Origin of the sequence: Rhodococcus sp. KRD162, assembly GCF_017168335.1 — a bacterium.
Classification (GTDB): domain Bacteria; phylum Actinomycetota; class Actinomycetes; order Mycobacteriales; family Mycobacteriaceae; genus Rhodococcoides.
In genome coordinates this window covers 745,954-768,271 of the sequence record NZ_JABFAU010000003.1, presented here as the reverse complement: position 1 = coordinate 768,271, position 22,318 = coordinate 745,954, and the positions used below count along the sequence as shown (strand labels likewise).

Here is a 22,318-nt window from a genome sequence, read left to right as displayed (position 1 = left end):
CAGAGGTCAGATCGTGTCGTCGTACTCTGCGTGGGTGCGGGTAGCCGAACCGAACCCGGTGCGCGGCGGTGTCGGATCGACAGCGTGTGGGGACTCGATCGAACCTGCGCCTTCGAGTGGCGTTGCTTCGTCATCTGACACATCACCCCATTCATCTCTTCTCTTGCGCAACTTACGCTTGTCGTGAATCCGCGCAATCTGCACTGCCATTTCGAAGAGGACCGTCAACGCCAACGCCAACGCCAACATCGAGAACGGGTCCTGTCCCGGAGTCGCGATGGCAGCGAAGACGAACAGACCGAAGATGAGCCCGCGGCGCCACGCCCTCAGTCGTTCGTACGTGAGCACGCCGACGACGTTCAGAGCCACCACGAGAAGCGGAATCTCGAAGCTGACACCGAAGATGATGAGGAGGTTGATCAAGAATCCGAAATACTGATCGCCGCTCAGGGCGGTGATCTGAACGTTGTCGCCGATCGACAGCAGGAAATGCAGTCCCTTGGCCACCACGAAGTAGGCCAGGACCGCACCGGTGACGAACAGCGCTGCGGCAGCGGTGACGAACGAGACGGCGTAGCGACGTTCGTTGGCGTACAGACCCGGGGTGATGAACGCCCAGATCTGATACAGCCAGATGGGGCAGGCCAACACGACGCCGGCGGTGAACGCAACCTTGAATCGGAGCAGGAATTGATCGAACGGACCGGTCGCCAGCAGCCGACACTGATCGTCGTTGCTCAAGTCGGCGCGGAGGCTGGGATCGAGCGTGCAGTAAGGGCCTCGAAGAAGGTCGCCGAGACTTTCGACACCGAAGATCGTGTGCGAGTACCAGAAGAACCCGAACGCGGTGGTGACAGCGACAGCCACGAGGGACCACAGGAGCCGAGTTCGTAGCTCGTACAAATGGTCGACCAACGACATCGTGCCGTCGGGATTGACTCGGCGCCTACTACGCCGCGGATCGAACGGAATTCGCATGGTGTTCTACGGTCAGCCTTCTCAGGTCGGACAACTGCGCGTTGCCGTCACCGACAGCAGTGAACCTTCGGTGCCCAACTGGCACCGAAGGTGTGCTGAGCGGACTGCGCTCAGGCAGACTTCGCGTCGTGCTGCTGCGCGTCGACGTTGGTCGGCGCAACGGGAGCAGGCGACGGCAGCTGAGCGGGGGCTGCGGGGTGCTGTGCCGCCGTGGTGTCGGTGTCGGATTTGCCGTCGTTCTGCATCTCTTTCACCTCACTCTTGAAGATACGAAGCGAGCGGCCGAGCCCACGAGCAGCGTCGGGCAGCTTCTTGGAACCGAACAAAATGATGACGACCACTGCAACGATCGCCCAGTGCCAGGGACTGGTGAATCCCATGTGAACCTCCTGAGATCAGATGAATCGAGCGTACCCGACAACGAGTGACGGCCAGGGACGAGGCGCACACCGGTTTGCCTGTAGTTCATCTCGACACGGTGCGGTCTGTGCTGGTGGCGTCGAGCTCGGCGTACGCAACGAGCGCCGAACGGGCACGCTCGCGCACGGAGTTCACCAAGGATTCAGGTGACAGTACCGCTACGCCGCCCCCGAAACCCAGCGTCAGACGGGTCATCCACTGCAGGGTCGCGAACCTCATCGTCACTTCTATCGACCCGTCGGCGTCGGCGGCGACCTGCGTCATCGGGTAGTAGTCGAGAATCCAGGTGAACGAGGGCGACACCTTCAGGCGTGCCTGCGACAACGAAGGATCGTCGTTGAAGATCTCGAAGGCATCCTCGTCCTGGACCGATTCCGGCGCCGCAGCGGGCTCGTCGAGTTCTGCCGCCGAGTCGATGCGGTCGAACCGAAACAGTCGAACGCCCTCGGCTCCACGGCACCATGCCTGCAGATAACTGTGGTCGTCGACGACCACGGTCCTGATCGGATCGACGGTCCTCTCGGTGACGACGTCCCGCGAGGCCGAATAATACGTCAGCTCCAGTGCATGCCGGTTGCGCAGAGCAGAGCGCACAGTGCTCGAGACCGGCCCCTCCTCGGTGCCCGAGCTCTCGTGATCGGACGAGAGCGGGACATTGGCCGCTGCCGATCCTGCCGCGGTCTCGATCTTCGCAATCGCGCGCTGGGTGGCGGACGGATCGACCATTCCGGGCATCGATGTCAGTGATCGCAGCGCAACCAGCAAGGCCGTGGCCTCGGTCGAGGTCAGGCGCAGTGGACGGTCGATACCGGCCGAGAACGTCACATCGATACTTTCCTCCGAGAAGGAGAGATCGATGAGGTCACCGGGTCCGTAGCCGGGCAACCCACACATCCACAGTTGGTTCAGATCGGCCATCAGAGTCTCGGTCGACACACCCAGTTCGTGTGCGGCCTCTTCGGCACTCAGCCCCGGATTGGCCATGAAGAACGGCACCATGTTCAGCAGCCGTGCCAGCCGAGTCGACAATCGCGCGCTCATCGCTGCCTCCCCGAGTCCGCGGCAGTCCGCAACGTCGAGATCACGTCGGCCCGCAATTCTGCGGGTTCGAGCACCACCGCATCCGCGCCGTGACCAGCGATCAGACGTGAGATCCAATCCCAGGAGCGCACGGGCACCTCCACGACTGTTCCGGTGCGATCGCCCACGTTCTTCGTGCCCACGACCGTTCCCATCCTCCGCAACTCGAGCGCTCTGCCGTCGTGCAGCCACACTCGTGCCGTACCGGAGACCGAGGACGTCCCCGCTACCCGGCGAACGATGTCTTGCAGATCGACACCGTCGGGTTTGCGGACGCTCTGGGGTGCACCGAAGGACTTGACGTCGTCGCCGATGCGGGAGAGGCGAAAGGTTCGGGTGTCGTCGCGATCGACATCGTGTCCCACCAGGTACCAGCGTCCGCGAAATGTCACGACGCCCCACGGCTGGACGGTTCTGGTGGTGTACGGCTCCGTCAACGACGGTCGATGCTCGAACCGCACCGACTTTCCTGCATCGATGGCAGCGAGCAGAGCGCCCAGTGCGGGCTCGGAGCCCCGGGTCCTGGCCGGAACCGCGGTGACCGCCGCTGCGGACTCGTTCTGGTCGACCTGGATACCGGCCGCCCGCAGTTTGAGCAATGCACTCTGCGCCGCTGACGTGAGCTCGGGCGACTCCCACAGTTTCACAGCCACAGCAACCGCTGCCGATTCTTCGCTGGTGAGGTCGATATCGGGAAGCTCGTACGCGTCGCGATTGATGCGATAGCCCTCGACGCCACCGAATCTGGTGGCCGCACCGGTTTCCAACGGGACACCGAGATCGCGCAGTTCGTTCTTGTCCCGCTCGAACATCCTGCTGAACGCTTCGTGGCTGGTGGAGTCGTCGTACCCGGCAACGCTCTCCCTGATCCATTCCGCGGTCAGGAACTGACGCGTCGAGAGCAGACAGATGACCAGGTTCATCAGGCGTTCGACTTTGGTGGTGGCCACGACCGTCGAGCCTAGTAGCTCATCGACGGCCGGAGCGGTAGCGACCCGAACATACGAGCTACATCGACGCGATCAGTCTTTCCACTCGCTCGTCGACCGAGCGGAAGGGATCCTTGCACAGCACGGTGCGCTGCGCTTGGTCGTTGAGCTTGAGGTGCACCCAGTCCACGGTGAAGTCGCGACCGGCTTCTTGCGCAGCCGTGATGAACTCGCCTCGAAGTTTCGCTCGGGTGGTCTGCGGCGGTAGATCGACTGCTTCGTCGATCTGGTCGTCCTCGGTGACGCGCTTGGCCAATCCCTTGCGTTGCAGCAGATCGAACACGCCACGACCACGCTTGATGTCGTGATACGCCAGGTCCAGCTGGGCAATCTTGGGATCGGACAGCTCCATCGAGTACCGATCCTGGTATCGCTGGAACAGCTTGCGTTTGATGACCCAATCGATCTCGGTGTCCACCTTCGCGAAATCCTGCGCCTCGATCGCATCGAGCGTACGACCCCAGAGGTCGACCACCTGTTCCACCTGGGTGTTCGGCTCGCGCGTTCTGAGGTGCTCGACGGCCCGGGCGTGGTACTCGCGTTGGATATCGAGGGCGCTGGCCTGACGGCCCCCGGCCAGTCGCACCGGGCGTCGACCGGTCAGATCGTGACTGACCTCACGGATAGCCCGAATCGGATTGTCCAGCGCGAAATCTCGGAACGAGACGCCGGCCTCGATCATCTCCAGAACGAGCGCGGCCGTGCCGACCTTGAGCATCGTCGACGTCTCGGCCATGTTCGAATCGCCCACGATGACGTGCAATCTGCGGTACTTCTCGGCATCGGCATGCGGTTCGTCGCGAGTGTTGATGATGGGTCGCGACCGCGTGGTGGCCGAGGAGACGCCCTCCCAGATGTGCTCGGCGCGCTGAGACAGGCAGAACGTCGCTGCCTTCGGGGTCTGAAGCACCTTCCCCGCCCCGCAGATCAGCTGCCGTGTGACCAGGAACGGCAGCAGAACGTCCGAGATTCTGGAGAACTCCCCCGCTCGCTGTACCAGGAAATTCTCGTGGCAGCCGTAGGAGTTGCCTGCCGAGTCCGTGTTGTTCTTGAACAGGTAGATATCGCCGCCGATACCCTCTTCGGCGAGCCGTTGCTCGGCGTCGATCAACAGGTCTTCCAGGACTCGTTCGCCTGCCCTGTCATGGGTGACCAACTGCAGCAGACTGTCACACTCGGCGGTCGCGTACTCGGGATGCGAACCCACATCGAGGTACAAGCGAGCCCCGTTGCGAAGGAACACATTCGAGCTGCGTCCCCACGAAACCACCCGGCGGAACAGATAGCGCGCCACTTCGTCCGGACTGAGCCGTCGGTGTCCGTGGAAAGTACACGTGACACCGAACTCTGTCTCGATGCCCATAATTCGTCGCTGCACACTTCGACACTACAACGCAACCTCGGAATCGATGTGTCGGAGCGCGCGGATGTCGTCCGTGCCTAGGGTGGTTGTCATGACGCCCGCGCACACCACCGTTTCGGCTGCCGTTCGAGCGTGGGACCTGTCCCTGGTGACCAGGAGTGCGGAGCTGCGGTCCAGCCGGGCGGACGCCGGGCTGCGTGCGCTGAGCACTGCGGCCGATCACGGTCGATTGTGGCTCGGTGCTGCAGCTCTGTTGGTCGCCGCAGGCGGTTCTGCCCGTCGCGGCGGCGTGCGAGGACTGGTTGCGCTGGCCGGGGCGAGCGCGACAGCAAACGGTCTGCTCAAGCCACTGTTCCCACGATCTCGCCCCGACACCGAGCTGGTTCCGGTACTTCGCCGCCTGCTGGCACCGCCGGTGTCCTCGTCTTTTCCATCCGGACATTCGGCATCGGCGGCGGCGTTCGTCACCGCGGTGGCAATCGAGTCACCGATTGCCGCGACCCTGCTGGCCCCGGTCGCGGCGGCGGTCTGCTACTCACGCGTCCATGTCGGAGTGCACTGGCCCACCGACGTCATCGCCGGCGCAGCTCTCGGTTCGGCAATCGCCGTGTCGACTCGGCGATGGTGGGCTGTGCGCTCGGAGGTGCCCGCAGATCTCGGATCGCCGCTCGAGGTGGAGCCTCTCGAGCGAGGGCGAGGTCTGCTCGTGCTCGTCAACCCGGGATCGGGCGACGACTCCGACGCGGTGCCGGAGGCGATTCGGGAAGCGCTACCGGACGCCGAACTGTTCGTCCCGGACCCGGAACACGATTTCGTGGAGCAACTCGATCGGAGAATCCTCACCACGTCCCCGCGAGCCCTCGGCGTATGCGGCGGCGACGGAACGGTGGTTGGCGTCGCTGCGTCGGCGGTGCGCAACGGTCTACCGCTCGCCGCGTTCCCCGGTGGCACCCTCAATCACTTCGCCCGCGACACCGGACTGACCGCCGTCGCAGACACCGCTGCAGCCGTCGAACAGGGCACTGCCGAACTGGTCGACATCGCCGCAGTGTCCGTCGATGGCGCCAGGGTGTCTTTCGTCAACACCGCAACGTTCGGTGGATATCCCGATTCGGTGAGGTTGCGCCAGAAACTCGAGCACCGCATCGGAAAGTGGCCCGCCGCAGCCATCGCGATGGCGAGGGTGTTGGCGGCCGCGGAACCACTGAACATCAGGCTCGATGGTGCCGGGCACTCGGTCTGGATGCTGTTCGTCGGCAATGGAAAGTATGCGCCGGCCGATCAGGTTCCGATGTCGCGCAGCAGTATTCACACCGGCACCCTCGACGTCAGGTTCCTCCCCTCGGAACCGAAGGCGTCGAGAACCAGACTGCTGTGGGCAACCGTCACCGGCACGCTCGGCTCATCGCCGGCGTATGTCCGGCGAGTGGTGCAGGAGCTGACGGTGGCCGTCGAGGGCGCTCCGGTTGCACTGGCGGCAGACGGCGAAGTAGTAGGCGAGGGAAATCGATTCGAGTTCACCAGCGACAAGAACGGCCTCGCACTGTACCGGAAGCGGTAGAGCGCGAGGCCATCTCACAAGTCGGGGAACCTACTGAGCCGTTCGGGGTTCGGACGCGCCGTCTGCGGGGTTGCCGTCCGACGGACCGGGCCCTGGCTCCACCGCCGGAGCAGGCAACATCTCCTCCAAGGCCGATCCGGCAATACGTCGGAACGCACGGCGGGGCCGACCCTGATCCAACACGGCCACTTCGAGCGCCGATACTTCGAGAACCTTCTTCTCCGGCTCGCCGCCCGCGGCAGGTGGTGTTGCCGGACCTGCAGAGAGGGCATCGACCGCCACGCGTACAGCGTCGGCCAGATCCAGCCCGGGCCGGTAGGTGTCTTTCAACGCGGCCACGATCGGCTCGGTCGTTCCACCCATGACGACGAAATCCTGCTCGTCGACGATCGACCCGTCGTAGGTGATGCGGTAGAGCTGAGTCGCGATCGGCTCGTCCTGATGCGAGACCTCCGCGACACAGATTTCGACCTCGTACGGCTTGAGCTGCTCGGTGAAGATAGTGCCGAGAGCCTGCGCGTACGTCTTCGCGAGCGAACGACCGGTCACGTCACGCCGGTCGTAGGTGTACCCCTTGATGTCTGCGTGCTGAATGCCCGCCTTCCGCAGATTCTCGAACTCGTTGTACTTGCCCACGGCTGCGAAACCGATCCGGTCGTAGAGTTCGCTCACCTTGTGCAACGCCGTGGAGCGGTTCTCGGCCACGAACAGCACACCATCTGCGTACGTCAATACGATGACGCTTCGGCCGCGACCGATTCCCTTGCGCGCCAACTCCGAACGATCCCGCATGATCTGTTCGGCAGATGCGTAGTACGGCATCGTCATGGTGCGCTATCCCCTTCGTTCACGTCCTGGCCGGAGCGGGTCCGATGCTCGGCACCTCCCGCGTCTGCGGAACTTTCCGCCCGCTCCGCGAGAACGGTCCGTGCTGCTGACGACACGCGGTCGTGCGCGACGTCGTGCGCACCGATGCTGGTGATCGTGACCGCCGTCGGGTAAATGCCTCTGGTGACGTCCGGTCCGCCGGTGGCCGAGTCGTCGTCCGCGGCGTCATAGAGCGATTCGACTGCTGCGCGAATCGCCTCTTCCTCGGTCATCGCGGGCCGGTAGAGCTTCTTGAGAGCAGACTTGGCGAACAGTGATCCCGACCCCACGGCGTGGTAACCCGACCGCTCCTCGTATCGCCCGCCGACCACGTCGTAGGACACGATGCGACCGGCACGATCCGGGTCCGAGATGTCGATGTCGAATCCGACGAGCAGAGGGACAGCGGCGAGACCCTGCATTGCGGCACCGAGATTGCTCCGCACCATCGACGACAGCTTGTTGGCCTTGCCGTTGAACGTGAGGGGAACACCCTCGATCTTCTCGTAGTGCTCCAGTTCGACAGCGAACAGTCGTACCAGCTCGATTGCGATCCCTGCGGTTCCGGCAATGCCTGCCGCCGAGTACTCGTCGGTGACGTAGACCTTCTGCATGTCGCGGTTGGCGATCAGATTGCCCTGTGTGGCCCGGCGATCACCCGCGATCAGGACCCCGCCCGCGTAGGTCAGGGCGACGATCGTCGTGCCGTGCGGAGCGATACCGGACTTGTCGGAGTTGCCGCTCGCAGTGTGCGACGCCAGATCGGCGGCCAGACCGCTCTCGGGTAACAGATGGGGGGCGTGCTGCCGAAGGTAGTCCGAGAACGACGAACTGCTCGATCCGAGCGGGATCGCCACCGCGTCGCCGGCCGACCTGGGGTCCGAACGATCCACCGTCACTGGCCGCCCTTCTGAACGTAGGCGCGAACGAAGTCCTCTGCATTCTCCTCGAGGACGTCGTCGATCTCGTCCAGAAGATCGTCGGTCTCCTCGGCCAGCTTCTCGCGGCGTTCCTGACCACCGGATCCGGTGTCGCCTGGGACCTCATCGTCGTCGCCGCCGCCAGAGCGCCGTGTCTGCTCCTGTGCCATAGTCGCCGACCTCCTCCGTGTTTCGAGAAAACAGTTCTACTGCACGCTCATCGATCCATCCGAGATGCACCATCGTGGATGTGCAACCGAACGTTCCGCCGAAAGTGCACGGACCTTTACCCTACCGACAGACCGGGTCGCCCGGACGTCGAGACACCACCGAATACTCGGGCGATCGCCCGGACTGGTCAGTTGGTGAGCTGATCGACGAGCTCGGCGGCACTGTCGACCGATTCGAGCAGTGCACCGACGTGCGCCTTGGTGCCGCGCAGCGGCTCGAGCGTCGGGATGCGGACCAGTGAATCGCCGCCGAGGTCGAAGATGACCGAATCCCAGCTGGCCGCAGCGATGTCAGCACCGAATTTGCGCAGGCACTCACCTCGAAAATACGCCCTGGTATCCGGCGGTGGAGTGCCGACGGCATCGAGTACCTGCTGTTCGGTGACCAACCGATCCATCGACCCGCGTGCGACGAGTCTGTTGTAGAGGCCCTTGTCCAGCCGAACATCCGAGTACTGCAGATCCACCAGATGTAGACGCGGAGCCGACCAGCCCAGCCCTTCGCGTTGGCGGAATCCCTCGAGCAGACGTAGTTTGGCCGGCCAGTCGAGCAGGTGGGCACATTCCATCGGGTCACGCTCGAGGAGATCGAGCACCATGGCCCACTTGTCGAGAATGTCGAGGGCACGAGCATCGTCGCTCCCCTCGGCCGCGACGAATTTGGCTGCACGCTGGTGGTAGATGCGCTGCAGCGCAAGGCCGGTCAGCTCGCGTCCGTCCGCGAGAGCTACGGCTTTGCGCAGGGTGGGATCGTGGCTGATCTGGTGCACCGCCGTCACCGGCCTGGCCAATTGCAGATCGGACAGATCGACGCCCGCTTCGATGAGGTCCAGGACGAGTGCGGTGGTACCGACCTTGAGGTAGGTCGACATCTCGGCGAGGTTCGCATCACCGATGATGCAGTGCAATCGTCGGTACTTGTCCGCATCCGCATGCGGCTCGTCTCTGGTGTTGATGATGCCGCGCTTGAGTGTGGTCTCGAGCCCGACCTCCACCTCGATGTAGTCCGCGCGCTGAGACAGCTGGAATCCGGCATCGTCGCCGGACTGGCCGATTCCGACGCGACCCGACCCGGTGATGACCTGCCTCGACACGAAGAACGGGGACAGACCCGCGACGACCGACGAGAACGGAGTCTCGCGCGACATCAGGTAGTTCTCGTGCGTACCGTACGACGCGCCTTTTCCATCGACATTGTTTTTGTACAGCTGCAAACGCGGAGCACCGGGCACGCTCGACGCGTGGCGGGCGGCGGCCTCCATCACGCGTTCGCCTGCCTTGTCCCAGATCACCGCGTCCAGCGGATCGCGAACCTCGGGAGCGGAGTATTCGGGGTGTGCATGATCGACGTACAGGCGAGCTCCGTTTGTCAGAATCATGTTGGCCGCGCCGATCTCGTCGGCATCGATGACCGGTGCCGGGCCGCTGAATCGTCCGAGGTCGAAGCCACGGGCGTCGCGCAGGGGCGACTCGACCTCGTAGTCCCAGCGCGTGCGCTTGGCGCGAGGTACTCCTGCTGCGGCTGCGTAGGCCAGCACGGCCTGGGTCGACGTCAGGATCGGGTTGGCGGTTGGTTCGGTAGGCGAAGAGATGCCGTACTCGACTTCGATACCGATGATGCGCTGCATGCGTTCGAGCCTAGACGGAGGGCACCGACAGATCAGGGCGCGCCCTGTACGGACGCGCCCCGAGACTGGTCTGTGCTGGACCTACAGGTACTGACCGGTGTTGGCCTCGGTGTCGATGGCCCGGCTCGCGCTCGCGTTCTTGCCGGTGACCAGCGTGCGGATGTACACGATCCGCTCGCCCTTCTTGCCGGAGATTCGAGCCCAGTCGTCCGGATTGGTCGTGTTCGGTAGATCTTCGTTCTCGGCGAACTCGTCGACGATGGAGTCGAACAGGTGCTGGATTCGCAGACCTGAGTTGCCGGTCTCGAGCACCGACTTGATGGCGTACTTCTTCGCGCGGTCCACGATGTTCTGGATCATGGCACCGGAATTGAAGTCCTTGAAGTACAGAACTTCTTTGTCACCGTTGGCGTAGGTGACCTCGAGGAAGCGGTTGTCGTCGCTTTCGGCATACATCCGCTCGACCACGCGGTCGATCATCGCGTGGATGCATGCTGCGCGGTCGCCACCGAACTCGGCGACATCGTCTGCGTTGACCGGAAGCGAATCGGTGAGGTACTTCGAGAAGATGTCCTGCGCCGACTCGGCGTCGGGACGTTCGATCTTGATCTTGACGTCCAAGCGTCCGGGTCGCAGGATCGCGGGATCGATCATGTCTTCACGATTGGACGCACCGATGACGATGACGTTCTCCAGCCCTTCGACACCATCGATCTCGGCCAGCAACTGCGGAACGACAGTCGTCTCGACGTCGGAGGAGACACCCGACCCGCGAGTACGGAAGATCGAGTCCATCTCGTCGAAGAACACGATCACCGGGGTGCCCTCGGACGCCTTCTCCCTGGCGCGCTGGAAAATCATGCGGATGTGACGTTCGGTCTCTCCGACGAACTTGTTCAGCAGTTCGGGACCCTTGATGTTGAGGAAGAAGGACTTCGCCTCCTTGGCATCCTGACCACGAGCCTCTGCGATCTTCTTGGCCAACGAGTTGGCCACGGCCTTCGCGATCAAGGTCTTACCGCAGCCGGGAGGCCCGTAGAGCAGAACTCCCTTGGGCGGACGCAGCGAGTATTCGCGGAACAGGTCCTTGTGCAGGAACGGAAGCTCGACGGCGTCGCGAATCTGCTCGATCTGGCGACCGAGACCGCCGATGTCCTCGTAGCCGACGTCCGGGACCTCTTCGAGAACGAGATCTTCCACCTCGGCCTTCGGCACGCGCTCGAAGGCGTAGCCGGCTTTGGTGTCGACCAGCAGGGAGTCGCCGGGACGAAGTTTGCGCGAGGGCTCTTCCGGGTCGACCGGCCCGTCGTCGTTGACCATGTCGATCAGCGGCTTGGCCAGCCACACCACGCGTTCTTCGTCGGCATGTCCGACGACGAGAGCTCGCGACCCGTCACCGAGCAGCTCACGCAAAGTGCTGATCTCACCCACCTGATCGAAAGTGCAGGCTTCGACGATGGTCAGCGCCTCGTTCAAGCGCACGGTCTGCCCCGGTGCCAGCGAGTCGGCCTCGATGTTCGGCGAGCACGTCAGCCGCATCTTGCGACCGGAGGTGAACACGTCGACGGTTCCGTCATCGAACACACTGAGCAGAACGCCGTAACCGCTCGGTGGTTGGCCGAGTCGATCGACTTCCTCGCGAAGTGCGATGAGTTGCTGCCGTGCCTCTTTGAGAGTGTCCATCAACTTGCTGTTGCGCAGCGAGAGCGAATCGACACGGCCTTCGAGCTCGCGTACTTGTTCTGGGGACTCCCCCAGCTGCCGGCGTAGTGCAGCGGCCTCGGCTCGCACGGCGTCCAGTTCGGCTCGGGCCGCGGCCACATCCGGATTGTCTGTTGAGCTCATGAGCGACTCCTCCCAGTGACGATCTATCAACGCTACCGGCACCGGCCCGAATGTGCGGACCGACACCACGATCGGGAACGTTCAGGCTGTGGTGCGGGCGCGGCGTGGCACGGGTGGCCGATCCGGCCACCGGCCCTCGACCGCGTCACCGATACTGCCCGATCGGCCGCCTCACCAGTGACGATGCGAGTTCGAGGCTGAGATGAGCCGCGCGATGGTGCGAGGCGCACACAGACGTGGTGATCGAGAGATGACACCGATCACGACGGTCACAATTCGAGATCGATCAGCCTTTGCCGGAACGCCGCTGGGGCTTGGGTGTGACGGTGCCCTCGGCAAGTCGACGAACGCTGACGAGGAACGCGGTGTGTCCCTGCATGCGATGCTCGGGCCGAACCGCCAGTCCGACGACGTGCCAACCCCGCACCATCGACTCCCACGAGCGCGGTTCGGTCCAACATTCCTGCGCGCGCAGGGCTTCGACGACTTTGGACAGCTGTGTCACCGTCGCGACGTAGACCAGCAATACTCCGCCGGGTACCAGGGCTTTCGCCACCGCAGGCAGTGCGTCCCACGGAGCCAGCATGTCCAGGACGACCCGATCCACCTGCTCCCCCGGCCGATCGTCGGCGAACCGATCGACGTCCGCCACCGTCAGGTGCCAGTTGGCCGGTCGCTCGCCGAAGAACGTCTCGACGTTCTTGACCGCGTAATCGGCATGGTCCTGTCGAATCTCGTACGAGATGACCGTTCCGGTGGTCCCCACTGCGCGGAGCAGCGAGCAGGTCAATGCACCCGACCCGGCACCGGCCTCGAGCACCCGCGCTCCGGGAAACATGTCGCCCTCGTGCACTATCTGCGCCGCGTCCTTGGGATAGATCACTTGGGCGCCGCGCGGCATCGACAGGACGTAATCGGTCAGCAACGGCCGAAGCGCGAGATACGGAGTTCCGTTGACGGACGTGACCACACTGCCCTCGTCGGCACCGAGCAGTTTGTCGTGGGTGATGCCGCCGCGATGGGTGTGGAATTCCTTGCCCGCCTCGAGCACCACCGTGTAGTGGCGCCCCTTTCCGTCGGTGAGCTGCACCCGATCGCCGACACGGAAGGGTCCACTGCGGGCAGGCCCGGCAGGCACCGGAGCAACCGAGCTCGGGTCCGGCGTCCGGCTCTGATCGAGTTCGATCTCGTCGACCGTGGCGGTGACGACGTCATCCACACTCGGAACCGGGGCATCGACGAGTGCGTCGACCTCTGAGGCCTCGGTCGACGCGGACTCGGAATCACCGGTGGACACAGCGGAACCTGCTTTCGTTGCTCGGTTCGACGAACTGGCCCGAGTGGGCCGGCGTCGAGGAGGACTCGACGTGCCAGACTACGGCCCTACCCCAAGATGTCGGACCGGCGGCATAGTCTCGCTGTCGTGAGTATTTCCGTGTCGACGCCCATCGACTTGCCACTACTCGATCTCGGCGACACTGCGGGGCAGTCGAGCTCTCGCAGCTCGCCTGCCTTGTCCCCCTCCCGCGCAGGCGATTTCAAACAGTGCCCGCTTCTCTATCGCTTCCGTGCGGTCGACCGCATTCCCGAGGTCTCCACCGAAGCTCAGGTCAAGGGCACCGTGGTGCACGCAGCCCTGGAGGCGCTCTACGCATTGCCGGCGCAGGATCGAGTACCGACCACCGCGCGCGAGTTGGTGGATCCGGCGTGGGAGCGCGTGTCGGCCCAGTCGCCGCAGATCGCGTCACTGATACCGGAGGACTCGCGAGCGGCCTTCCTGGATCGGGCTCGTGCATTGGTCGAGGGGTACTACGAACTGGAGGACCCGACCCATTTCGACCCGGAGTCCTGTGAACAGCGGGTCGAGGTCGATCTGGAGGACGGGACGCCGCTGCGCGGGTTCATCGATCGGATCGATGTCGCTCCCAACGGGATGATTCGCGTCGTGGATTACAAGACCGGTCGGGCGCCGCGCGAATTCACCGAATCCAAGGCCCTGTTCCAGATGAAGTTCTACGCGCTGATGATCATGCGCATGCGCGGAGTCGTTCCGGCGCAACTGAAGCTGATGTATCTGGCCGACAGGCAAGAACTGACCTACGCCCCCGACGAGGGTGAACTACGCAGGTTCGAGCGCATGCTGTCCGCCATCTGGAAAGCGATTCTGGCGGCAGGCGAGACCGGCGACTTCCGAGCAAAGCGGGGTGCACTGTGCAAGTGGTGTGACCACCAATCTCTGTGTCCCGAGTTCGGTGGTACTCCCCCGCCCTACCCCGGATGGCCCGAGTCAGCACCGCAAGAGCTGGAGCCCGAGCTGTGACGATCCCGGATGCCTTCTTCGTTCCCGCCGGTGTCAGCAAGGACGGCTTCGAGAAAGTCACGGCCACCGAGCACACCGTCAGCCTGTGGGCACCGACGATGCAGCACGGCGCTCCGCCGTCTGCTCTGCTCGTCCGCGCACTCGAGCGCGTCGATGCTCGACAGGACACCCGCATCAGCCGAGTCGCTGTCGACATTCTCGGCCCGGTTCCGGTCGCGGACATCGAGGTTCGGGCATGGACGGAACGGCCGGGAGGCAACGTCGAACTCGTCGTGGCGGAGTTGTGGGCAGAAAGTTCCTCGGGCACTGCCAGGGCGGTGGCTCGTGGCAGCGCGTGGCGGATGCGCACCACACCGACAGGCGATGTCGAACACGTCGGCGACTCGGTGATGCGGCCGGTCGAGGCCGGAGCAGACTACGCCTTCGGTGGCACCTGGTCCTCTGGCTACCTCGATGCGGTCGAGTTCAAGATCCTCACCCATATCGGAGCCGAGGGGCCGGGCGAGGTCTGGGCACGCCCCAAGCCTGTTCTGGTGCAAGGCGAATCGATGTCTCCGTTGGAACGATTGTTCTCGATTGCCGATATCGCCAACGGAATCGGCGCAAAGCTTCCGATCGACGAGTGGACATTCCTGAACACCGATATCACGGTGCACGTGTTCCGTGTGCCACAGGGAGAATGGGTTGGGGTCGCGGCGGAAACCTCCACCGGACCCGACGGTATCGCCATGTGCGCCGGAACCCTCAGCGACGAACTGGGCCCAGTCGGCCGCATCGCTCAGACCGTGCTGGTTCGGCGACGCTGAGTCCAGCTCCGGGCTGCGTGGGCGGGTGAGCCTTGACCACCGTCCCCTGCGCTACGGCTACGATCCGTTCGGTCTCGTCGTGGACCGAGTAGACAGTGCAATGGCAGATGGCCTGATTTCGAGTCGTGGACACGGCCTGCGCGCGGGCCACCAGGTATGCACCCGTCGCCGGTCTGGAGAAATTCAGGGTGCAGTGCGCTGTCACCGCGTCGCCGCCGAGCTCTATTCCGCCGGCAAAGGTCACCGCGTTGTCGGCCAGGTAGCTGATTACGCCACCGTGCACCAAACCGTGTTGCTGCTGGAGTTCTGGTCGGTTGCGTCGATGGACCTCGACATTGCCTGCGTCCGTGGAGGTGAGCTCGGCACCGAGCAATCGAGTGAACGGCTGGGCGTCGAATATTCTCCGCGCCAGCCGATCCGGATTGTTGTCTTGATTTTCCGCCATGGGTCGCCTCTCCATCGGATCGACGCGGACGGTCCTGGGCGGGACCAGCGCAGTGTGGGAATTATCGGTGGCTGCCGTGTCGACCGATCGAGGCTAGCGCGCGTGGGACAGCACAACCACCGCACGATAACGAGCGAGGTAGACCGTGGTCGCGAGCACGACCAGGACCAACACGACAACTACCGAGAAGACGGTCTTGCTGGTTTCGAAGTTCATCGCCCACGCAACAGCGACGCCGGCTCCGATGCTGAGCACTGCACCCCCGGGGAGCAGCATTGCCAGCCAACGAACGGTCCTGGACGCACGCGGATCGTGACGCAGCGCGAATCGAACGAATACAAGCGCACAGAGGTATCCGAGGAGGCCCGCAGATGCGTACAACGGCAGAACGAACGGGCCCGGATCGATCGTCGGTCGATCTGTGAATCCCGCGATGACCGCACCGAGTACTACGGACAGCCCGCTCAGTATTCCGACAAGGGCCGCAGGAAGTACGACACCCAGACGCATGGCCCGTCCGGCTAACTCTCGTTCATCGGCCCAACGGGCGAGGGTGTGTGAACGGTCATCCCCGAGCACGGTAGTAACGCTGTGACCGTCCAGACGTGCACCGCTGACCTCGGCTTCCAGCTCCGCAAGCAAGTCGTGTCGGTCCCTGCTTCGGACACCGGCGCGACGCCATAGGCGGTTCGCTTCTCGCCGGATATCTCGCAGTTCGCTGCTGTGGCCGCCTGACATCGTGGTGTTCATTGCTGCTCCGATCCGTTGCTGATGGACAGATCCGACGATGCGAGGAGCGCTGTGACACTGGTAGACACATCCAGCCACTCCTGTGTTCCGCTGCGCAGCGCTTCGGCGCCGGACTTACTGAGCGAGTAATACTTTCGGGGAGGTCCGGATGCCGATGACTGCCTGGTGGACATCACGAAACCGGACTTCTCCAGGCGGGCAAGTAGTGGATACGCAGACCCCTCCGACACGAGTAGGTCTTGTTCGGCCAAACGCTCCGTCAGCTCGTAGCCGTACACCGGGCGCTCTCGAAGCAATGCCAGCAGGCATAGGTCCAAGACCCCGCGAAGCACCAGGCTCCGTCTCTCGACAACACTCATGCTGAACAAGGTAGCGGTTGCTAGCTTGCTGAGCAAGAGAGCGTCTCACAGTCTGCGGTGGCCCGGAAGTGCGGCAGCCCGTCCCGTCGGCGGATCAGGAAAATCGGGCCGCCTTGGCGTCCTCGCGAACGTGAGGCTCGATCGACCGAGCGCGCTAGAAGGCGCGGCAGGACCTGATGTCCGAAGCCAGAATGGCCTTGGCCCCCAGCTCGGCGAGCTGATCCATGACATTGTTGTGGACCTTGCGAGAAACCATGGCACGCACGGCAACCCAATTGTCGTCGACCATCGGTGCCAGCGTCGGTGACTCGATTCCCGGGGTGATCTTGACGGCCTCGTCGAGGATCGACTTGGGGCAGTCGTAATCGAGCATCAGATACTGCTGGGCGAAGACGACGCCCTGGACGCGGGCGATGAGTTGCTTGCGGGCAGAGTCCGCGCCGGGCGTGCCCGCACGCTCGATCAGAACGCCCTCCGAGTCGCACAGAGACTCACCGAACGCCACGAGATTGTTCTGGCGAAGGGAGCGGCCCGACTCGACGACGTCGGCAATCGCGTCGGCGACGCCGAGCTGAATGGAGATCTCGACGGCACCGTCGAGACGAATGACAGTGGCTTCCAGACCGCGCTCGGCCAGGTCCTTGCGTACCAGGTTGGGATAGGACGTTGCGATGCGCAGGCCGGCCAGATCCTCGGTCGACCACTGCTTGCCTGCCGGGGCCGCATAACGGAATGTCGAGCGGCCGAATCCCAGCGCCAGGCGCTCCTCGACCGCGGCGCCCGAATCGAGTGCAAGATCGCGGCCGGTTATACCGAGATCCAACTGGCCGGACCCGACGTAGATCGCGATGTCCTTGGGACGGAGGAAGAAGAACTCGACACCGTTCGCCGGATCGAGAACAGTGAGATCTTTCGAGTCACTCCGACGCCGGTAGCCGGCCTCGCTGAGAATTTCGGCGGCAGACTCGGACAGAGCGCCCTTGTTGGGTACGGCTACACGTAGCACGGAGGTTTCCTTCTTCGGTGAGTTCATGGGAGAGGTACGGGCAGAACTCACAGATGTCGGTAGACGTCCTCGAGCTCGATGCCCCGGCCCACCATCATCACCTGGACCCAATACAGCAGCTGTGAGATCTCCTCGGAAAGTGCCTCGTCGCTCTCGTGCTCAGCCGCGATCCAGACCTCGCCGGCTTCTTCGAGAACCTTCTTGCCCTGAAAATGAACGCCGGCGTCCAACGCCGCGACAGTGCCCGAACCCTCCGGGCGAGTCTTCGCCCGATCGGTGAGTTCGGCGAACAGGGAATCGAAAGTCTTCACGGCTGGACATTCTTTCACGTCATCACTCGGGAGCACGCATTCGGTCGGGCTGGGGATCCGATTCAGCCCGCCCACGCCTGCCGAACGTCGTCCGCAGTCAGTCCGACGAGACCGTCACGAATCGTGTATCCGGGGGCGGCCGGTACCTCGACCTCGGAGGGGACGACCAGCACCGGACATCCGGCAGAGTGCGCCGACAGCGAGCCGGTCGGCGAATCCTCGACTGCGAGGCACGAGGCGACGTCCACCGAGAGCAGGGCGGCTCCGCGCAGATACGGCGCAGGATTCGGCTTGCCTGCCTCCACCTCGTCACCGGTGACCGTGATGTCGAAGTACTCACGGCCCAATGTGTCCAGCGCACGCTCGACGAGTTCGCGCTCGGTGTTGGTGACCAGGCCCGTCGACAGTCCCATCTCGCGGACCAGGGCGAGAGCATCCTTGGCCCCCGGGCGCCAGGGAATGCCCTCGGCGAACAAGTCACCGACGCGCGCTGTCAACCATTCGCGCCCCTGGCTCAAGCTGTCGTCGGTGATGTCGACCGATGCGTTGGCCAGTACCTTGCGCAGGGCGTCGTACATCGAGTTTCCGAGAGTGCTCTCGCGCACCTGCGAGCTGAGTTCCGTTCCCAGGCTCCGGGAGTATTCACCGATCGCCACGTCCCAGATCTTCTCGGAATCGAGCAGTGTTCCGTCCATGTCCCACAGGACGGCTTGCAGGTGAAGTGCACTAGACATTGAAGTACTTGGCCTCCGGGTGATGAAGTACGAATGCATCGGTCGACTGCTCGGGATGCAGCTGAAGCTCCTCGGACAGCTTGACCCCGATTCTCTCGGGTTCGAGAAGCGCTGCCAGCTTGATCCGATCCTCGAGATCGGGGCACGCTCCGTAGCCGAACGAGTAACGCGCACCGCGGTATTCGAGCTTGAAGAAGCCCTCGGCCTCGGTGGGATCCTCGGATGCGACCGAATTTCCGTCGGACAGTTTCAGTTCCTCGCGTACCCGGCGATGCCAGTACTCGGCCAAGGCCTCGGTGAGCTGAACTCCGATTCCGTGGACCTCGAGGTAGTCGCGGTAGGCGTCGGCAGCGAAGAGCTCGTTGGCGAAGTCCGCAATGGGCTGGCCCATCGTCACCAGATTCATCGGCAGGACATCGACCTTGCCAGATTCGCGCGCGGCCGAACGCGACCGAACGAAGTCTGCGATACACAGGAACCGGTCGCGGTGCTGCCGGGGGAAGGTGAAGCGGAACCGTTCGGGGGCATCGGGTTCGGGTTCGGTGAGCACGATCACCTCGTCACCCTCGGACACCGCCGGGAAGTACCCGTACACCAACGCCGCATGCGCGAGGATGCCGTCGGTGCTCAATCGATCCAGCCAATACCGCAGGCGTGGTTTGCCTTCCGACTCCACCAGCTCTTCGTACGTTGCGCCCTCGCCCTTACGGACACCGCGCAGGCCCCACTGCCCCAGGAACAGTGCACGCTCGTCCAGCAACCCGGAGTACTCGGACAGCGACACCCCCTTGACGATCCGGGTGCCCCAGAACGGCGGTACCGGAATGTCGATGTCGGCAGCGACATCGGATCGCTCGGGAACGACGACAGGCGCTTCGGCGGCCTTGCGCTTCTCGGCGATCCGCTTCGAGCGCTCGTGTCGCTCCTTGCGCTCGGCGGCCTTGGCCTTCGCTTCCAGCGCCTCGGGACTGTCGGGGGCCGGCCCACCGCCACGCTTGGTGGTCATGATGGTGTCCATCAGTCTCAGACCCTCGAACGCGTCCCGCGCATAGTGCACGTCACCTTCGTAGACGTCCTGCAGATCGTTCTCGACATACGACCGCGTCAGCGCCGCACCGCCCAACAGAACCGGGAACTGCTCCGCGACTCCCTTGGAGTTGAGTTCGATGAGGTTGTCCTTCATCACCACGGTCGACTTCACCAGCAGACCGGACATGCCGATGACATCGGCACGCTTGTCCAACGCGGCTTCGAGAATGGTCGAAATCGGTTGTTTGATACCGAGATTGACGACCTCGTATCCGTTGTTGCTGAGAATGATGTCGACGAGATTCTTACCGATGTCGTGCACATCGCCCTTGACGGTGCCGAGCACTATGCGGCCCTTGCCGTCGTCGTCGGTGGCTTCCATGTGCGGCTCGAGATACGCCACAGCAGCCTTCATGACCTCCGCGGACGCGAGGACGAACGGAAGCTGCATCTGGCCGGATCCGAACAGCTCACCGACGGTCTTCATGCCCGAGAGCAACGTCTCGTTGATGATTTCCAGTGGTGGCTTCTCGGCCATCGCGGAGTCCAGATCGGCGTCGAGGCCGTTGCGTTCACCGTCGACGATGCGCCGCTCGAGCCGCTCGAACAGCGGCAGCCGGGCCAATTCCTCGGCTCGCGACTCCCGCGCCGACGCCGCAGAAACACCCTCGAACAGCTGCATGAGCTTCTGAAGGGGGTCGTAGCCCTCGGCACGACGGTCGTACACCAGATCGAGTGCCGCTTCCCGCTGCTCGTCGGGAATCTTGTTCATCGGCAGAATCTTCGAGGCATGCACGATGGCGGTATCGAGGCCCGCCTGGGTGCACTCGTGGAGGAAGACCGAGTTCAGCACCTGGCGTGCAGCAGGATTGAGACCGAACGAGATGTTCGACAAGCCGAGAGTGGTGTGCACCTTCGGGTACATCTGCTTGAGTTGACGGATCGCTTCGATGGTCTCGATGCCGTCGCGACGAACCTCCTCCTGACCAGTCGAGATCGGGAAGGTGAGGGTGTCGACGATGATGTCCTCGTGGCGCAGGCCCCAGTTCTCGGTGATGTCGGTGATCAAGCGATCGGCGACACGCACCTTCCACTCGGCAGTTCGGGCCTGTCCCTCCTCGTCGATGGTCAGCGCGACCACAGCGGCACCGTGCTCCTTGACCAACCGCATGATCTTCTGGAACCGCGAATCGGGCCCGTCGCCGTCCTCGTAGTTGACCGAGTTGACCGCACTGCGTCCACCGAGGTGCTCGAGACCGGCTTGGAGAACAGCCGGTTCGGTGGAATCGAGCATGATCGGCAGGGTCGACGCCGTCGCCAACCGACTGGCCAGCGCCGACATGTCTGCGGCCCCGTCGCGGCCGACGTAGTCGACGTTGAGATCGAGCATGTGTGCGCCGTCGCGCGTCTGATCCTTCGCGATGTCGAGGCACTTCTCGTAGTCCTCGGCAAGCATCGCATCGCGAAACGCCTTGGATCCGTTGGAGTTGGTGCGTTCGCCGATCATGAGGATGCTGGCATCCTGCTCGAACGGAACGGCGGTGTAGAGCGAGGAGACACCCGGCTCCGGGGCAGGCGTACGTTCGAGTTTGGTTGCCCCGTGGACCATGTCGGCAACCTGGCGGATGTGCTCGGGCGTGGTGCCGCAGCAGCCGCCGACCATAGACAGACCGTACTCGCCGACGAAACCGCTCAGGGCAGCGGCGAGTTCTGGTGCGGTCAACGGGTACTCGGCCCCGTTGGCACCCAAGGTCGGTAGACCGGCGTTGGGCATCACCGATACCGGAAGACGCGAATGCTTGGACAGATGGCGCAGGTGCTCGCTCATCTCGGCCGGTCCGGTGGCGCAGTTGAGGCCGATCATGTCGATGCCGAGCGGTTCGAGTGCGGTCAGTGCCGCACCGATCTCGCTGCCGACGAGCATCGCGCCGGTCGTCTCGACCGTCACATGAGTGATGATCGGGATGCGGACGCCGAGCTTGTCCATCGCGTGCTGGCTGCCGATGATCGCGGCTTTGACCTGAAGCAGGTCCTGGCAGGTCTCGACCAGAATCGCATCGGCCCCGCCGTCGATCATGCCGAGGGCGGCTTCGGTGTACGCATCCCGCAGCCGGGCGAACGGCGCATGCCCGAGAGTAGGCAGTTTCGTACCCGGCCCCATCGAGCCGAGGACGTAGCGATCCATCCCGTCGCGGCCGGGGCCCATCTCGTCCGCGGTCTCACGAGCGAGCCGAGTGCCCTTTTCCGCGAGTTCGCGGATTCGGTCCTCGATTTCGTAGTCGGCCAGGTTGGGCAGATTGCAACCGAACGTGTTGGTTTCCACGGCATCCGCTCCGGCCGCGAAATACTCGCGGTGGATCTCGCGCAGCACGTCGGGGCGGGTGTCGTTGAGGATCTCGTTGCACCCTTCGAGACCGATGAAGTCGTCGAGAGTGAGGTTCGCGTCCTGGAGCATCGTGCCCATCGCTCCGTCGCCGATGACAACGCGACGTGAAATCGCATCGAGCAGACTGGGCTTGTGTTGATCGGGCATCACTACAGAGTAGTGGGCACCGGAGCGAGCTCGGGTCGTAGGCTGTCGTGGTGAGTCCCCGAAACCTCGATGGCCAGTCCCGTGACGACGACGGTACCGAAAATACCGACATTTCAGGTGCCGGCCCGGATGCGCCTCTCGACG

21 protein-coding genes are annotated in these 22,318 nt (G+C 63.7%); 3 read left to right on the top strand and 18 right to left on the bottom strand.

The window, feature by feature from the left end; all coding sequences use genetic code 11:
• Positions 1–6: 6 nt before the first annotated feature.
• The 5 genes from tatC to pafA all read right to left on the bottom strand — a co-directional run bounded on the left by tatC (position 7) and on the right by pafA (position 4,845).
• Entirely contained in the window at positions 7–978 is a 972-nt protein-coding gene (tatC, locus tag J1M87_RS06080; protein WP_206488601.1) for a twin-arginine translocase subunit TatC, read from the bottom strand.
• A 110-nt stretch (positions 979–1,088) separates the two neighbouring features.
• Positions 1,089–1,358, bottom strand: coding sequence for a Sec-independent protein translocase subunit TatA (gene tatA, locus J1M87_RS06075; protein ID WP_206488600.1), 270 nt, complete (start codon positions 1,356–1,358; stop codon positions 1,089–1,091).
• An 85-nt stretch (positions 1,359–1,443) separates the two neighbouring features.
• Positions 1,444–2,439: a YafY family protein gene (locus J1M87_RS06070; protein WP_206488599.1), complete on the bottom strand. Its 996-nt coding sequence runs from the start codon at positions 2,437–2,439 to the stop codon at positions 1,444–1,446.
• Positions 2,436–3,428 carry a YafY family protein gene (locus J1M87_RS06065; RefSeq protein ID WP_206488598.1) on the bottom strand — a complete coding sequence of 331 codons (993 nt, stop codon included), beginning with the start codon at positions 3,426–3,428 and terminating at the stop codon, positions 2,436–2,438. The genes J1M87_RS06070 and J1M87_RS06065 overlap by 4 nt, the downstream gene beginning before the upstream one ends.
• Positions 3,429–3,486: 58 nt before the next feature.
• Positions 3,487–4,845, bottom strand: coding sequence for a Pup--protein ligase (gene pafA / locus J1M87_RS06060; protein ID WP_206488597.1), 1,359 nt, complete (start codon positions 4,843–4,845; stop codon positions 3,487–3,489).
• Positions 4,846–4,921: 76 nt separating this feature from the next.
• Between pafA and J1M87_RS06055 the strand changes: the two genes are divergently transcribed.
• Positions 4,922–6,391 carry a bifunctional phosphatase PAP2/diacylglycerol kinase family protein gene (locus J1M87_RS06055; RefSeq protein WP_241256337.1) on the top strand — a complete coding sequence of 490 codons (1,470 nt, stop codon included), beginning with the start codon at positions 4,922–4,924 and terminating at the stop codon, positions 6,389–6,391.
• Positions 6,392–6,421: 30 nt separating this feature from the next.
• On the opposite strand, the gene prcA is transcribed toward J1M87_RS06055, so the two are convergent.
• The 6 genes from prcA to J1M87_RS06025 form a co-directional block, all read right to left on the bottom strand.
• Positions 6,422–7,219 carry a proteasome subunit alpha gene (gene prcA, locus J1M87_RS06050; protein ID WP_241256336.1) on the bottom strand — a complete coding sequence of 266 codons (798 nt, stop codon included), beginning with the start codon at positions 7,217–7,219 and terminating at the stop codon, positions 6,422–6,424.
• Positions 7,216–8,157 (bottom strand): proteasome subunit beta, encoded by a 942-nt coding sequence (gene prcB / locus J1M87_RS06045; RefSeq protein ID WP_206488595.1) that lies wholly within the window; start codon positions 8,155–8,157, stop codon positions 7,216–7,218. The genes prcA and prcB overlap by 4 nt, the downstream gene beginning before the upstream one ends.
• Positions 8,154–8,348, bottom strand: a complete 195-nt coding sequence (locus J1M87_RS06040) for a ubiquitin-like protein Pup (protein ID WP_206488594.1) — start codon at positions 8,346–8,348, stop codon at positions 8,154–8,156. The genes prcB and J1M87_RS06040 overlap by 4 nt, the downstream gene beginning before the upstream one ends.
• A 188-nt stretch (positions 8,349–8,536) precedes the next feature.
• On the bottom strand, positions 8,537–10,036 hold the full coding sequence (dop, locus tag J1M87_RS06035; RefSeq protein WP_206488593.1) for a depupylase/deamidase Dop: 1,500 nt from the start codon (positions 10,034–10,036) through the stop codon (positions 8,537–8,539).
• An 81-nt stretch (positions 10,037–10,117) separates the two neighbouring features.
• Entirely contained in the window at positions 10,118–11,881 is a 1,764-nt protein-coding gene (arc, locus tag J1M87_RS06030; protein ID WP_206488592.1) for a proteasome ATPase, read from the bottom strand.
• A 286-nt stretch (positions 11,882–12,167) separates the two neighbouring features.
• A complete protein-coding gene (locus J1M87_RS06025) occupies positions 12,168–13,019 on the bottom strand; it encodes a tRNA (adenine-N1)-methyltransferase (protein WP_206488806.1) in 852 nt (283 codons plus the stop codon).
• Positions 13,020–13,316: 297 nt separating this feature from the next.
• On the opposite strand from J1M87_RS06025, the gene J1M87_RS06020 reads away from it, so the two are divergent.
• Complete coding sequence (locus tag J1M87_RS06020; protein WP_374222363.1) at positions 13,317–14,201, top strand: RecB family exonuclease; 885 nt, start codon at positions 13,317–13,319, stop codon at positions 14,199–14,201.
• A complete protein-coding gene (locus tag J1M87_RS06015) occupies positions 14,159–15,007 on the top strand; it encodes a thioesterase family protein (protein ID WP_206488591.1) in 849 nt (282 codons plus the stop codon). The genes J1M87_RS06020 and J1M87_RS06015 overlap by 43 nt, the downstream gene beginning before the upstream one ends.
• Here the strand turns inward: J1M87_RS06015 and J1M87_RS06010 are convergent.
• The 7 genes from J1M87_RS06010 to metH all read right to left on the bottom strand — a co-directional run bounded on the left by J1M87_RS06010 (position 14,946) and on the right by metH (position 22,174).
• Positions 14,946–15,452: a PaaI family thioesterase gene (locus J1M87_RS06010; protein ID WP_206488590.1), complete on the bottom strand. Its 507-nt coding sequence runs from the start codon at positions 15,450–15,452 to the stop codon at positions 14,946–14,948. The two genes, J1M87_RS06015 and J1M87_RS06010, sit on opposite strands and share 62 nt — an antisense overlap.
• Before the next feature lie 93 nt (positions 15,453–15,545).
• Positions 15,546–16,202 carry a hypothetical protein gene (locus tag J1M87_RS06005; protein ID WP_206488589.1) on the bottom strand — a complete coding sequence of 219 codons (657 nt, stop codon included), beginning with the start codon at positions 16,200–16,202 and terminating at the stop codon, positions 15,546–15,548.
• Positions 16,199–16,561, bottom strand: a complete 363-nt coding sequence (locus tag J1M87_RS06000) for a PadR family transcriptional regulator (RefSeq protein WP_206488588.1) — start codon at positions 16,559–16,561, stop codon at positions 16,199–16,201. The genes J1M87_RS06005 and J1M87_RS06000 overlap by 4 nt, the downstream gene beginning before the upstream one ends.
• A 154-nt stretch (positions 16,562–16,715) precedes the next feature.
• Entirely contained in the window at positions 16,716–17,567 is an 852-nt protein-coding gene (gene hisG / locus J1M87_RS05995) for an ATP phosphoribosyltransferase (RefSeq protein ID WP_206488587.1), read from the bottom strand.
• Between the two features lie 47 nt (positions 17,568–17,614).
• Positions 17,615–17,878, bottom strand: a complete 264-nt coding sequence (locus J1M87_RS05990; RefSeq protein ID WP_206488586.1) for a phosphoribosyl-ATP diphosphatase — start codon at positions 17,876–17,878, stop codon at positions 17,615–17,617.
• Between the two features lie 62 nt (positions 17,879–17,940).
• Positions 17,941–18,612: an HAD family phosphatase gene (locus tag J1M87_RS05985; RefSeq protein ID WP_206488585.1), complete on the bottom strand. Its 672-nt coding sequence runs from the start codon at positions 18,610–18,612 to the stop codon at positions 17,941–17,943.
• Positions 18,605–22,174 (bottom strand): methionine synthase, encoded by a 3,570-nt coding sequence (gene metH / locus J1M87_RS05980; RefSeq protein ID WP_206488584.1) that lies wholly within the window; start codon positions 22,172–22,174, stop codon positions 18,605–18,607. Before metH ends, J1M87_RS05985 begins: the two co-directional genes overlap by 8 nt.
• Between the last annotated feature and the right edge of the window lie 144 nt (positions 22,175–22,318).